Origin of the sequence: Nonomuraea sp. NPDC050328, from assembly GCF_044459405.1 — a bacterium.
GTDB lineage: Bacteria > Actinomycetota > Actinomycetes > Streptosporangiales > Streptosporangiaceae > Nonomuraea.
Genome location: NZ_JBITIW010000002.1, coordinates 958,571 through 971,729, shown reverse-complemented (window position 1 = coordinate 971,729; position 13,159 = coordinate 958,571). Strand labels below are relative to the sequence as shown.

The following is a 13,159-nucleotide window of genomic DNA, read 5'->3' as shown; positions in this document are numbered from 1 at the left end:
AGAGTACCGACGTCCGCTAGATTAGAGCGAGGCCAGGGCCGTCCCAGCTGATCCAGATGTGGCGGTAGGCTACCTCCTGCGCCGCCCTGATAGCCCAACCGGCAGAGGCGATGGTCTCAAACACCATTCAGTGTGGGTTCGAATCCCACTCAGGGCACCTCAAGCTGCCTTTTCGGCCGGCCCGGTATCTTGTGGCAGGTGACTGCTACCGACTCTGGCGCCCACGGCGTCGGCCTGGCGACGATCGCCGCCGACGGCACCGTCCTCGACACCTGGTTCCCTGTCTTCGCCCTCGGTGAGGCCGGTTTCACCGGCACCGAGCGGCCGGCCGACCCCGGCGAGTTCGCCGCCGCGGTGGGCCCCGACCCCCAGCGCGGCGTCGAGGTCGTGGCGGTCCGCACGGCCATCGCCAAGCTCTCCGAACCGCCCGCCGACGCGCACGACGCCTACCTGCGCCTGCACCTGCTCTCGGGCCGGCTGGTCAAGCCGCACGAGGTGAACCTGGACGGCCTGTTCGGCCTGCTGGCCAACGTGGTCTGGACGAACCACGGCCCGTGCGCCGTGGACGGCTTCGAGGCCGCCCGGCTGCGGCTGCGCGCCCGGGGGCCGGTCACCGTCTACGGGGTGGACAAGTTCCCGCGCATGGTCGACTACGTGCTGCCCTCGGGGGTGCGCATCGCCGACGCCGACCGCGTCCGGCTGGGCGCGCACCTCGCGCCGGGCACCACGGTCATGCACGAGGGCTTCGTCAACTTCAACGCCGGCACGCTGGGCGCCTCCATGGTCGAGGGGCGCATCTCGGCCGGGGTGGTCGTCGGCGACGGCACCGACGTGGGCGGTGGCGCCTCGATCATGGGCACGCTGTCCGGCGGCGGCAAGGAGGTCATCTCGGTGGGCGAGCGCTGCCTGCTGGGGGCCAACTCCGGCATCGGCATCTCGCTCGGCGACGACTGCGTGGTCGAGGCCGGGCTGTACGTCACGGCGGGCACCAAGGTGGGGCTGCCGGACGGCCGGGTCGTCAAGGGCAAGGAGCTGTCCGGGGTGAACGGGCTGCTGCTGCGGCGCAACTCGCAGACCGGCGCGGTCGAGGCGGTCCCCCGACAGGGCACGGGCGTGGAGCTCAACGCCGCCCTGCACGCCAACTAGCCGCGCGCCGGGACCTCCGGTGGCCGGGGGTCCCTGGTCAGGCCGGGGTGCCGCACTTGCCGGGGTTCAGCAGCGCTGCGGCGGAGCCGTACCGGCCGCTGACCGGCCGGGTGCCGCGCCAGTAGGTGCTGCCGTCGGCGCGGCGGAACTGGACGGTGGCGTAGATCTCGTCGGTGTCGGCGAGGTCCTCGTCGAGGTACTCCGAGTCGAGGTCGCTCGTCCAGGTGAACAGGGTTCCGGTGGGCGGGCAGCCCATCAGGGTGTCGTCCTTGAAGGAGTCGTCGCCGTGCAGCCGGATCCAGGTCAGCCTGTCGCTGAACGGGCTCTCCGCGCGGCAGTGGATGCGGACGCGGGCGGTCGCGGCGCTCAGCTCGGTGATGTTCAGGCTGCAGGAGGCCGGCTGGGCCGAGGCGGAGGCCGGGAGGACGGCCAGCGGGACGGCGCTCAGCGCGAGCAGCGTGGCGGTGGCCAGGGAGGCGAGTCTCATACGGCCATGAGACCGCGAGACTCGCCCTCCGGCCCAGGTCCACTCAGGGCCCGGGAACGGATCCCAGTGGCCCCCGGCCCGCTCGTCAGGGCCAGGGGTCGCGCGGGCTTCAGGGGTGGGAGACGGCGGCGCCGATGGTGTGGACGCGCAGCGCGTTGGTCGAGCCCGGGGTGCCGGGAGGCGAGCCGGCCACGATGACCACCTTGTCGCCCTTCTCCACCTTGCCCAGCGCCAGCAGCGAGGCCTCGACCTGGCGGACCATGTCGTCGGTGTGGTGCACGAACGGCACGTGGAAGGTCTCCACGCCCCAGGTCAGCGAGAGCTGCCCGCGCACGTGCGGGGCGGAGGTGAAGGCCAGCAGCGGGATCGGCGAGCGGTAGCGGGCCAGCCGCCGCGCGGTCTCCCCCGACATGGTGAAGGCGCACAGCGCCTTGGCCCCGACGACCGCGCCGACCTCGGCCGCCGCGCGGGCGATGGCGCCGCCGGTGGTCTCGGGCAGCCGGTCGAGGGTGTGCGTGGCCTGCAGCGAGGTCTTCTCGGCGGTGCTGGCGATGCGGTCCATGGTGGCGACCGACTCGATCGGGTACTGGCCCACGGAGGTCTCGCCGGAGAGCATGACCGCGTCGGCGCCGTCCATGACGGCGTAGGCGACGTCGGAGGCCTCGGCGCGGGTGGGCCGCGGGCTGTGCATCATCGAGTCGAGCATCTGGGTGGCCACGATGACCGGCCGGGCCTTCTCGCGGCACAGCTCGATGATCCGGCGCTGCACGACCGGGACCTCTTCGAGGGGCAGCTCGACGCCGAGGTCGCCGCGGGCGACCATGATGCCGTCGAAGGCCTCGATGATCTCGGGGAGCCGGTCGACCGCCTGTGGCTTCTCGATCTTGGCCAGCAGCGGCAGCCGTACGGCCTCCTGCTCCATGATGTTGCGCACCACGTCGGCGTCGGAGGGCCGGCGCACGAAGGACAGGGCGATCATGTCGAAGCCGGTGCGGAGCGCCCAGCGCAGGTCGGCCTCGTCCTTGTCGGTGAGGGCGGGGGCGCTGACGTTGACGCCCGGCAGGTTGAGGCCCTTGTTGTCGGAGATCATGCCGCCGATGACGACGCGCGTGGTGACGCGCTGGCCGTCGACGCGGGTGACCTCCAGGACCAGGCGGCCGTCGTCGACGAGGATGGTGTCGCCGGAGCGCACGTCGCCGGGCAGGCCCTTGTAGGTGGTGGAGACCTGCTCGCGGTCGCCGGGGACGTCTTCGGTGGTGATGGTGAAAACGTCGCCGAAGCCCAGGCGGACGGGGCCCTCCTCGAACCGGCCGACGCGGATCTTGGGACCCTGCAGGTCGGCCAGGACGCCTACGCCGCGGCCGAGCTCGGCCGCGACCTCCCGGATCCGGTCGTAGACCTCTTTGTGAAGCTCATGAGTGCCATGGCTGAGGTTGAACCGGGCCACGTCCATCCCCGCGGAGATCAGCTCGCGGAGCTGTTCGGGGGACGAGGTGGCGGGACCGAGAGTGCAGACGATTTTCGCGCGACGAGTCACGGCTCCTACCTTAATTGGTACAGACCACTCGGCTGTCACCGTCTTCGGAGAACAAAGCCCGTCCAGGAGGTCAACACCAGGGCCGCGACGGCGATTCGCGCCAGATTCGTGTGCTCGTCCGGGTAGACGACGCCCTCGATGTAGGTGTCGATGAAGCCGCCCGGCCGCAGCCCCTGGAGCCCGGCGTGCTCGCGGCCCCAGTTCTCGACCACGGTCAGCGGGCACTCCATGCCGGTCAGCACCGACAGCACGCCCCAGGCGGCCACCGCCAGGTGCGCCCAGATCAGCCGCGGCCAGCGCCAGGCCAGGAAGCCGCCGACCGCCATGAACAGCAGGAACAGGAAGTGCACCACCATGGCGGCTTCGGCGAGCAGGCGGTACGGCATGCCGCGAGCCTACGGCTTGACGGTGGCCGCCTTCAGCGCGTCGACGACGCCGCGGCCGTAGAACCCGTTGCGGGACTTACCACCCTCGCAGGCCCGCACGGCCGGGCACGCCTTGGGGGTGGCGGTGGCGTACAGCAGCTTGGCGACCTTGCCGGGGTCCATCCGCACGCCGCCCTTGCCGGGCTTGCCGAAACGGCTGATCAGGATCGCGGCGACGCCGGTGGCGTGCGGGGCGGCCATGGAGGTGCCGTCGAGGTACTGGTAGTAGGAGCAGTCGCCGGGCGTGCAGTCGCGGATGACCTCGCTGGTGGTCGGCTCGCCGGAGGAGTCGAGCTTGCGGTCGGCGCGCAGCGCGTTCTCGGGGGCGGCGGCCAGGATCGAGCGGGTCGTCGACAGGCCGCCGCCGTCGCCGCCGGGGGCCGACAGGTCGGCCTGCTCCAGGCCGTAGTTGGAGTAGCTCGCCTTGCGGCCGGCCGGGTCGAGCGCGGAGACCGAGATGACGTGCTTGCCCTCGGCGGGCAGGTTCAGGCAGGAGTTGTCGATGCCCCGGGTGCGCTCGCTGCCGCGCGGGTAGTTGGGGCTGGCCGTGTCGACGGTGGGTCGGCCGAGGTCCATCGACTCGTTGCCGAGCGCGCTGATCAGCGTGACGCCCTTGGCGTGGGCGTAGTCGAGCGCGCGCTGCATGCCGGTGCGGACGGCGCGCTGCTGCTGGCGCTGCTTCTTGCTGTCGGACTTGTTGGCGGTGCAGTTGAACAGCCACGGGTCGATGTAGAAGCTCATGTTCACCACGTCGACGCCGATGTCGGCGGCGTAGGTGAGCGCGTCGAGGCTCGGCTTGAGGAAGAAGAAGCCGGAGTCCTGGCCGGCGCGGATGTTGACGATCTGCACGCCGGGGGCCACGCCCGCGATGCCCACGCCGTTGATCGGGGAGGCGATGGTGCTGGCCACGTGGGTGCCGTGGCCGTCGTCGTCCACGTCGGCCGGGTCCTTGCAGGACTTGACCTCGCAGGCGCCGTCGACCTCCTGGCCCTCTCGGTCCTTGGGGATGTCGGTGACGAAGTTGCGGGACAGGGCGCGGTTGAAGTTGGGGGCGAGGTCGGGGTGCTTGCCGTCCACGCCGGTGTCGATCACGCCGACCAGGACCTTCTTGGTGCCGGGGGCGCGGGTGTTGGCGCGGTCGGCGCCGATCATGCGCATGTCCCACTGGCGCTTGGCCAGCGGCTCGGCCGCGGCGCCCGCCATGCCGGAGACGTCGGGCATCGCCGTCCGGCCCGCGGTGGCCGGGCGGGCGGTGGTGGCGGGGAGGGCGTGGAGGGCGGTGGCCGGGCGGGTGGCCTCGGTGCCGGTCCAGCGGGCGGCGGTGACGGCGCCGATCAGGCGGTCGCCGGTCACGCCCGCGACCGCGGGGTCGCCGTCCAGCGCGTCCACGAAGGCGTCGCCGGGGCCGCTGGCCAGGAGGTAGCCCAGCTTGGGCTCGGCGCCGAGCGCGGTGCCACCGGCCCGCTGGATCGCCGCACGGGCCGCATCCTGAGCGCCGTCGGCGTAGAACACCAGGAAGTCCGCCGCACCGGTGGCGACCGGCGCGGAGGCCGTGCCGGTCCGCGGGACCGCAGGCGCGCAGGCGGTGAGCCCCCCGGCGACGGCCAGCGCCGCCACCAATCCGACAAACCGCCGCATGTATCCCCCTCTACCGCATTTACCCAGAAGACGCTCATCCTCCCGCACTCGTTGGCCGAATGCCATTTTCTCGTGATATTTCGGTCTTTCCTGAGGCCCCGCCGTACCCCGAGACACGCGAAAGCCGGGGCCCCGCGAGGGACCCCGGCCGGTGACGCGGACCTCAGACCAGCGGGCGGGCCGTCGGCAGGATCGGGTACGGCAGAGCCGTCTCCCCCGTCAGGAAGCGGTCCACCCCGGAGGCGGCGGCGCGCCCCTCGGCGATGGCCCAGACGATGAGCGACTGCCCCCGCCCCATGTCCCCGGCGGAGAAGACGCCCTCGACGTCGGTCATGTACGTCTTGTCGCGGGCGACGTTGCCGCGCGCGTCGAAGGACACGCCGAGCTCCTCCAGCAGCAGCCCCTTCTCCGGCCCGACGAAGCCCATCGACAGGGTCACCAGGTCGGCGGGCAGCTCGCGCTCGCTGCCGGGGATGGGCCGGAAGCCCGTCTCGGGGCCTTCGACGTCCACCAGGCGGATGGCGACCACGTTGCCGGCCTCGTCGCCGACGAACTCGGTGGTGGAGACGGCGTAGACGCGGGCGCCGCCGCCCTCCTCCAACTCCTCGTGCGCGCTCTCCATCTTGAACAGCGTCGGGAAGGTCGGCCACGGCTGCGAACCGGCCCGCGAGGCGGGCGGCTTGGGCATGATCTCGAGCTGGGTGACCGAGGCGGCCCCCTGCCGGATCGCGGTGCCGATGCAGTCGGCGCCGGTGTCGCCACCGCCGATCACCACCACGTGCTTGCCGCGGGCGTTGATCGGGGAGTCGGCCAGCGCCTTGTTGGCCGGGGGCAGGTACTCCATCGCCTGGTGGACGCCCTGGAGCGAGCGCCCGGCGACGGGCAGGTCGCGCCACTGGGTGGCGCCGCCGGCCAGGACCACCGCGTCGAACTGCGCGCGCAGCTCGGCGGCGGTGATGTCGACGCCGACGTTCACGTTGACCCGGAACTCGGTGCCCTCGGCCCGCATCTGCTCCAGGCGGCGGTCGATGTGCCGCTTCTCCATCTTGAACTCGGGGATGCCGTACCGCAGCAGGCCGCCCGGGGCGTCGGCCCGCTCGAACACGACCACGTCGTGCCCGGCGCGGGTGAGCTGCTGGGCCGCGGCCAGACCGGCGGGGCCGGAGCCGACGACGGCCACCCGCTTACCGGTCTTCACGGCGGCCGGGTGCGGCCGGACCCAGCCCTCGGCGAAGGCGCGGTCGACGATCTCGACCTCGACCCGCTTGATCGCCACCGGGTCGGCGTTGATGCCCAGCACGCACGCCGCCTCGCACGGAGCCGGGCACAGGCGGCCGGTGAACTCCGGGAAGTTGTTGGTGGCGTGCAGGCGCTCGATCGCCTCGCGCCAGTCGTGCCGGTAGACCAGGTCGTTCCACTCGGGGATGAGGTTGCCCAGCGGGCAGCCGTTGTGGCAGAACGGGATGCCGCAGTCCATGCAGCGCGCGGCCTGCTTGTTCAGCTTCTGCGCCGGGAAGGCCTCGTAGACCTCCCGCCAGTCCTGGATGCGGACGTCCACCGGGCGGCGTGCCGGCAGCTCCCGGTCGTGCGTGAGGAAACCCTTCGGGTCGGCCATCGGTTACGCCTCCTTCTTGGCGAGGGATCGCGGGGTCAGCCTGCGCGGGACCAGCAGGCGCGGGGTCAGCGGGCGGCGGCTCATGACTGCACCGCCGCGGCCATGACGGCCTCGTCCACGTCGCGGCCCTCGATGCGGGCGGCCTCGGCCGCGCGCAGGACCCGCTTGTAGTCGGTCGGCATGATCTTGCTGAACCGGGTGAGCGCCGTCTCCCAGGTGGCCAGCAGGTCCCTGGCCACCGGCGAGCCGGTCTCGGCGTAGTGCTTCTCGACCGCGCCGCGCAGGAACTCGGCGTCCTGCTCGGCCAGCGGCTCGATGGCGACCATCTCCCGGTTGACCCGCTCGGGTCGGGCGTCCAGCAGGTAGGCGATGCCGCCGGACATGCCCGCGGCGAAGTTGCGCCCGGTCTGCCCGAGGACGACCACGCGCCCGCCGGTCATGTACTCGCAGCCGTGGTCGCCCACGCCCTCGACCACCGCGGTGGCGCCGGAGTTGCGGACGCAGAAGCGCTCGCCGGTGACGCCGCGGATGAAGGCCTCGCCGGAGGTCGCGCCGTAGAGGGCGACGTTGCCGGCGATGATGTGCCCGTCCAGGTCGGCGGCCGGGCGGAGGGTGAGGCGCCCGCCGGACAGGCCCTTGCCCAGGTAGTCGTTGGCCTCGCCGGTCAGCCGCAGCGTGACGCCCTTGGGCACGAAGGCGCCGAAGGAGTTGCCGGCCGCGCCGGTGAAGCTGACGTCGATGGTGTCGTCGGGCAGGCCGGCTCCGCCGTACCGCTTGGTGACCTCGTAGCCGAGCATGGTGCCGACGGTGCGGTTGACGTTGCGGATCGGCAGGTCGAGCTTGACCGGCCGGCGGCTGGCCAGCGCGCCCTCGGCGAGCTGGATGAGGGTGTTGTCCAGCGCGTGATCCAGGCCGTGCTCCTGCTCGACGGTCTTGCGCAGCGGGGTGCCCGCGGGCAGCGCCGGCTGGTGCAGGATCGGCGACAGGTCGAGCCCGGCGGCCTTCCAGTGGTTCTCCGCCGCGGTGGTGTCGAGCAGCTCGACGTGGCCGATCGCCTCGTCGAGGGAGCGGAAGCCCAGCTCGGCGAGGTACTCGCGGATCTCCTCGGCGATGAACTCGAAGAAGTTGACCACGAACTCCGGCTTGCCGGTGAAGCGCTTGCGCAGCTCGGGGTTCTGGGTGGCGACGCCGACCGGGCAGGTGTCCAGGTGGCACACGCGCATCATGACGCAGCCGCTGACCACCAGCGGGGCGGTGGCGAAGCCGTACTCCTCGGCGCCCAGCAGGGCGGCGATGACCACGTCACGGCCCGTCTTGAGCTGGCCGTCGACCTGGACGACGATGCGGTCGCGCAGGTTGTTGAGCAGCAGCGTCTGCTGGGTCTCGGCCAGGCCGAGCTCCCACGGGGCGCCGGCGTGCTTGAGCGAGGTCAGCGGGGAGGCGCCGGTGCCGCCGTCGTGGCCGGAGATGAGCACCACGTCGGCGTGCGCCTTGGAGACGCCCGCGGCGACGGTGCCGACACCGACCTCCGCGACCAGCTTCACGTGCACCCGGCTGACCGGGTTGGCGTTCTTCAGGTCGTGGATGAGCTGGGCGAGGTCCTCGATGGAGTAGATGTCGTGGTGCGGCGGCGGCGAGATGAGGCCGACGCCCGGTGTGGAGTGCCGGGTCTTGGCGATCCACGGGTAGACCTTGTGGCCGGGCAGCTGGCCGCCCTCGCCGGGCTTGGCGCCCTGCGCCATCTTGATCTGCAGGTCGTCGGCGTTGACCAGGTACTCGGAGGTGACGCCGAAGCGGCCGGAGGCCACCTGCTTGATGGCGCTGCGCCGGGCCGGGTCGTGCAGGCGCTCGGGGTCCTCGCCGCCCTCGCCGGTGTTGGACTTGGCGCCCAGCCGGTTCATGGCGATGGCGAGCGTCTCGTGCGCCTCCATCGAGATGGAGCCGTAGGACATCGCGCCGGTGGAGAAGCGCTTGACGATCTCGGCGACCGGCTCGACCTCCTCGATCGGCACCGGGCTCCGGTCGCTCCTGAACTTGAACAGCCCGCGCAGCGTCATCAGCTTCTCGGCCTGGGAGTCCACGAGGTTCGTGTACTCCTTGAAGATCTCGTACCGCCGGGTGCGGGTGGCGTGCTGGAGCTTGAAGACGGTCTCGGGGTTGAACAGGTGCGGCTCGCCCTCGCGCCGCCACTGGTACTCGCCGCCGACCTCCAGCTTGCGGTGGGCGTTGGCGACCCGCGGGTAGGCGCGGCGGTGGCGCTGCGCGGCCTCCTCGGCCAGGACGTCGAAGCCGACGCCGCCCAGGCGCGAGGTGGTGCCGGTGAAGCACTCGGCGACCACGTCCTCGCCCAGGCCGAGCGCCTCGAAGATCTGCGCGCCGGTGTAGGAGGCGACGGTGGAGACGCCCATCTTCGACATCACCTTGATGACGCCCTTGCCGTACGCCTTGATCAGGTTGCGCACGGCCTTGTGCTTGTCCAGGTCGAGCACGCCGGTGTCGACCAGGTCCTCGACCGTCTCGATGGCCAGGTAGGGGTTGACCGCGCCGGCGCCGTAGCCGATGAGCAGCGCCATGTGGTGGCACTCGCGGGCCTCGCCGGTCTCGATCACCAGGCCGACCCGGGTGCGGGTCTTCTCGCGGATCAAGTGGTGGTGCACCGCGCCGGTGAGCAGCAGCGACGGGATCGGCGCGAGCTCCTCGCTGGCGCCGCGGTCCGACAGCACCAGGATGCGGGCGCCGGACTCGATGGCCTGGGAGGCCTCCTCGCGGATCTCGGCCAGGCGCTGCTTGAGCGCCGCGCCGCCGCCGGCGACCGGGTAGAGGCCGGAGATCACGATCGGGTGGAATCCGGGCAGGTCGTGCTCGTCGTTGATGTGGATGATCTTCGCGAGCTCGTCGTTGTCGATCACCGGGTAGGGCAGCACGAGCTGGCGGCAGGAGGCCGGGCCCGGCTCCAGCAGGTTGCCCTCCGGGCCCAGGGTGCTGGCCAGGCTGGTGACCAGCTCCTCCCGGATGGCGTCCAGCGGCGGGTTGGTGACCTGCGCGAAGAGCTGGCTGAAGTAGTCGAACAGCAGCCGCGGCTTCTCGCTCAGCACCGCCACCGGGGTGTCGGTGCCCATCGAGCCGATCGGCTCCTGGCCGCTCCTGGCCATCGGCGACAGGATGATCCGCAGCTCTTCCTCGGTGTAGCCGAAGGTCTGCTGCCGCTTGACCAGCGCCTCGTGCGTCGGCACCTCGTGCGCCCGCGCGGGCAGTTCCTCGAAGCGGACCAGGCCCGCGTGCAGCCAGTCCTCGTACGGCAGGGCCGCGGCGAGCTCGGCCTTGATCTCGTCATCCTCGATGATCTTGCCGCGCGCGGTGTCGATCAGGAACATGCGCCCCGGCTGCAGCCGGCCCTTGCGCACGACCTGCTCGGCCGGGATGTCCAGCACACCGGCCTCGGAGGCCAGCACGACCAGGCCGTCCACGGTCACCCAGAAGCGCCCCGGGCGCAGGCCGTTGCGGTCGAGGACCGCGCCGGCGACGGTGCCGTCGGTGAAGGTGATCGAGGCCGGGCCGTCCCAGGCCTCCATCATCGAGGCGTGGAACTCGTAGAAGGCCCGGCGGGCCGGGTCCATCTCGGTGTGGTTCTCCCACGCCTCCGGGATCATCATCAGCACCGCGTGCGGCAGCGAGCGCCCGCCGAGGTGCAGCAGCTCCAGCACCTCGTCGAAGGAGGCGGTGTCGCTGGCGTCCGGGTCGCAGATCGGGAAGAGCCGCTCCAGGTCGCCCGGGATCAGCTCGGAGGCCAGCATGGCCTCGCGGGCGCGCATCCAGTTGCGGTTGCCCTTGACGGTGTTGATCTCACCGTTGTGCGCGACGTACCGGTAGGGGTGCGCCAGCGGCCAGCTCGGGAAGGTGTTGGTGGAGAAGCGCGAGTGCACCAAAGCGATCGCGCTGGCGAAACGCTCGTCGGACAGGTCGGGGAAGAACGGCTCGACCTGGTCCGGGGTGAGCATGCCCTTGTAGACCAGCGTGCGCGACGACAGCGAGGCGAAGTAGCAGTCGACCTCGTGCTCGGCCCGCTTGCGCAGGCAGAAGGCCAGCCGGTCGAGCTCCAGGCCGGTCTCGCCGCCCGGGCTGCTCACGAAGAGCTGCTTGAAGAAGGGCATCACCGCGCGGGCGCTCGGGCCCGGCAGGGCCGTGTCGACCGGCACGTCGCGCCAGCCCAGCACGGTCAGGCCCTCCTCGGCGGCGATCTCCTCGATCATGCCGGTGCCGATCGCCCGTGCTTCCTCGTCACTGGGGAGGAAGACCAGGCCGACCGCGTACGCCCCCGCCTCCGGCAGGGCGAAGTCCACGGTGGCGCGGAGGAACTCGTCGGGCACCTGCGTGAGGATGCCGGCGCCGTCCCCGGTGTCCGGCTCACTTCCCTTGGCCCCGCGGTGATCGAGATTCACCAGAGCGGTCAGCGCCTTCACCACGATCTGATGCCCCCGGCGCCCGGCCACATCGGCGACCATGGCGACGCCGCAGGCGTCGTGCTCGTTGGCGGGGTGGTAGAGGCCCTGAGGCTCGGGGAAACCCCCGTGGAAGCCATTGCGGGCAGCAGGCATGGAAACCCTCCCGTCGTCTTCGTCTGCATTTCTTGCCTACAGGCGGGGACGACGTTGGCCCTGCTGCGTTGTGCGTACGAGGTTACAACACGTTGCCGGAATGGTGCCCAGCACGTCCACATTGCGAACATTTCCCGGCAGGTCGCTCCAGGTTCCCCGGGCGGACCTGCCGGGAGACACTCGCCGGCCTCAGCGCCTCTCAGCGCCTCTCAGCGCCAGAAGGCCAGGTTGTGCTCGGCCGCGTAGTCGATCCGCTTGATCGCGTCCGGTGCGAGCGACTGGGTGCCCCGCTCCAGGCGCGGCCAGGCGGGCAGGCCGGGGCCGTTGGGGGTGCCGGTCCTGGCGAAGGTGGTCCAGTAGCCCACCATCCGCTCCGACAGCCGCTTCTGCTCCGGCGTGAATCGCACGCCCGGTTCGGGGAACAGATACGGCAGGTCGCCCGCGTGGTAGGCGCCCCAGTCGAAGCGCGGCTCGATCGGCAGGAACATCGGCGCGTCCCGGTCGGCGAACTCGTAGCCGTAGACCGGCACGTGCTCGGCCAGGGCACGGTTCTGGGCGTCGGTGCCACGTGCCCACATGCGGTCGGTCATGACGCGGGACCAGGCCAGGTCGGGCGAGGGGTGGGCCGGGTAGCGCCGGGCGACGCGCGCGGCGTCCTCGCCGAAGGCGGCCTTCAGCCGCTCGGCGTAGGAGGCCGCGGTGAGGGGCGGCTCCAGGGCGGTGAACAGCCGGTGCTCGTCCTTGGTGGCCCCGGCCAGCACGGGCATCCGGTGGAAGCGCCCGGCGGCCAGCGCGGCGGCGGGCGACTCGGGCAGGACGGCGTTGCCGTGGGCGTAGGTCTGGAAGACGTTCATGATCTGCGGGACCTTGAGGATGCGCTCGACCGGAAGCGCCCGCAGGCACGGCAGATCGGCACAGCCGAGTTGCTTGGCGTAGACCTGTCCCAGGCCCTCGGCCTCGGCGGCCGTGCGCCAGAAGGACGGCGCGGCGGGCATCCCGGCGGCCAGGGCGCCCGCGGGCATGTCCATCATCGACTCGCCGCTCATCATCACCGCGCGGTGGAACAGCCCGGCCGAGGCCGGGGCGGTGAGGTGGCCGCTGATGGCCAGGGCGCCGTAGGAGACGCCGAAGAGCGTCACGTTGCCCGGGTCGCCCCCGAAGGCGGTGATGGAGCGCCGCACCCAGCGCAGCGCCTCCTGCTGGTCCTGCAGGCCGTACGTGCCGCCGTCGGTCAGGCCGGGGTGGCCGAAGCCGCTGAAGACGCCGAGGCGGTAGTTGATCGTCACGACGACTACGCCCTTGGCCGCCAGGAGCCTGGCGTCGGAGAAGTGCCCGGCGCCCAGGGCCCCGTCGCCGTGCACCCACACCATGACCGGGCGCTTGGACCCGGCGGTGCGCGGGGCGGTGACGTTGAGCATCAGGCAGTCCTCGTTCGTGCTCGCCGTCTGGGCGTACTGCGAGCCGACCTGCGGGCACATGGGGCCGGGCTTGCGGGCGTCGCGGACGCCCTTCCAGGCCGGGGCGGGCTTCGGCGCCGTCCAGCGGGCGGCGGTGGCGTAGCGGATTCCCTGGAACGTCCTGGTCTGCCCGTCGAGGGAGCCGCGTACGGCTCCCGCGGGCGTCTCCACGACGGCCGGATCGGTGGCGCAGCCGCTGAACAAGAGCGCGGCCAGGAGCAGAGTTCTCATGCCTCCACGGTCGCGAACCGGGCCCCCA

Annotated in this window: 8 protein-coding genes and 1 tRNA gene; 2 read left to right on the top strand and 7 right to left on the bottom strand. The window is 71.8% G+C overall.

Features of this window, described 5'->3' with window-relative positions:
- The first annotated feature begins 83 nt into the window (after positions 1 to 83).
- A tRNA-Leu gene (locus ACIBG7_RS10650) sits at positions 84 to 157 on the top strand.
- Positions 158 to 198: 41 nt separating this feature from the next.
- Positions 199 to 1,146 carry a 2,3,4,5-tetrahydropyridine-2,6-dicarboxylate N-succinyltransferase gene (dapD, locus tag ACIBG7_RS10645; RefSeq protein ID WP_357924575.1) on the top strand — a complete coding sequence of 316 codons (948 nt, stop codon included), beginning with the start codon at positions 199 to 201 and terminating at the stop codon, positions 1,144 to 1,146.
- Between the two features lie 37 nt (positions 1,147 to 1,183).
- Here the strand turns inward: dapD and ACIBG7_RS10640 are convergent, their stop codons facing one another.
- The 7 genes from ACIBG7_RS10640 to ACIBG7_RS10610 all read right to left on the bottom strand — a co-directional run bounded on the left by ACIBG7_RS10640 (position 1,184) and on the right by ACIBG7_RS10610 (position 13,131).
- Positions 1,184 to 1,633, bottom strand: coding sequence for a hypothetical protein (locus ACIBG7_RS10640; protein ID WP_397335873.1), 450 nt, complete (start codon positions 1,631 to 1,633; stop codon positions 1,184 to 1,186).
- 109 nt (positions 1,634 to 1,742) lie between these two features.
- Positions 1,743 to 3,170, bottom strand: coding sequence for a pyruvate kinase (gene pyk / locus ACIBG7_RS10635; protein WP_357924571.1), 1,428 nt, complete (start codon positions 3,168 to 3,170; stop codon positions 1,743 to 1,745).
- Between the two features lie 35 nt (positions 3,171 to 3,205).
- On the bottom strand, positions 3,206 to 3,556 hold the full coding sequence (locus ACIBG7_RS10630) for a DUF2784 domain-containing protein (RefSeq protein ID WP_357924569.1): 351 nt from the start codon (positions 3,554 to 3,556) through the stop codon (positions 3,206 to 3,208).
- A gap of 9 nt (positions 3,557 to 3,565) precedes the next feature.
- Positions 3,566 to 5,233 carry a S8 family peptidase gene (locus ACIBG7_RS10625; RefSeq protein WP_397335872.1) on the bottom strand — a complete coding sequence of 556 codons (1,668 nt, stop codon included), beginning with the start codon at positions 5,231 to 5,233 and terminating at the stop codon, positions 3,566 to 3,568.
- A gap of 163 nt (positions 5,234 to 5,396) precedes the next feature.
- Positions 5,397 to 6,848, bottom strand: coding sequence for a glutamate synthase subunit beta (locus ACIBG7_RS10620; RefSeq protein WP_397335871.1), 1,452 nt, complete (start codon positions 6,846 to 6,848; stop codon positions 5,397 to 5,399).
- Positions 6,849 to 6,928: 80 nt separating this feature from the next.
- Positions 6,929 to 11,443, bottom strand: a complete 4,515-nt coding sequence (gene gltB / locus ACIBG7_RS10615) for a glutamate synthase large subunit (RefSeq protein WP_397335870.1) — start codon at positions 11,441 to 11,443, stop codon at positions 6,929 to 6,931.
- Between the two features lie 209 nt (positions 11,444 to 11,652).
- A complete protein-coding gene (locus tag ACIBG7_RS10610) occupies positions 11,653 to 13,131 on the bottom strand; it encodes a carboxylesterase/lipase family protein (RefSeq protein WP_397335869.1) in 1,479 nt (492 codons plus the stop codon).
- Positions 13,132 to 13,159 lie beyond the last annotated feature (28 nt).